1 protein-coding gene is annotated in these 375 nt (G+C 63.7%); it reads left to right on the top strand.

Annotated features, from left to right (window positions below; translation table 11 throughout):
• Positions 1–231: 231 nt before the first annotated feature.
• A partial coding sequence (locus L8K25_RS22610; RefSeq protein ID WP_242141270.1) for a glycosyltransferase occupies positions 232–375 on the top strand: 144 nt, incomplete at its 3' end.

The raw sequence follows: 375 nt of genomic DNA, 5'->3' as shown, positions 1-375 counted from the left end.
CGCCTATTCGATCTATGCCGGCGTACAGAACCTGACCGACCAGAAACCCGATCCGGGCAATGCGATCAACCAGCCGATCTCTGCCATTGGACGCTACTTTTACACCGGGGTGAAAATCCGGACGGGCAAGGTTCGGTAAGCCGTCCCGAGCCGCTGGTGACGCGCGGATCGGGAGCGGTCGAAGGCGGCAGGCTGCTTGATCGCCCGCGCAAAGCTGGCACAGGAACGGGAATGAACCCTGCCCCGCTCCCCCACACTTCGCGCCCGACCTACGACGTCGTGATTCCCTGCTACAATCGCGGGCATGTCGTCGCCGATGCGGTCGAGAGCGTCCTGTCTCAGGACCCTGCGCCACAGCGCGTGATCGTCGTCGAC

Origin of the sequence: Sphingomonas sp. TREG-RG-20F-R18-01, assembly GCF_022662475.1 — a bacterium.
GTDB lineage: Bacteria > Pseudomonadota > Alphaproteobacteria > Sphingomonadales > Sphingomonadaceae > Sphingomonas.
The sequence above is the reverse complement of the archived record's forward strand: the minus strand, read 5'-3'. Positions and strand labels throughout refer to the sequence as shown.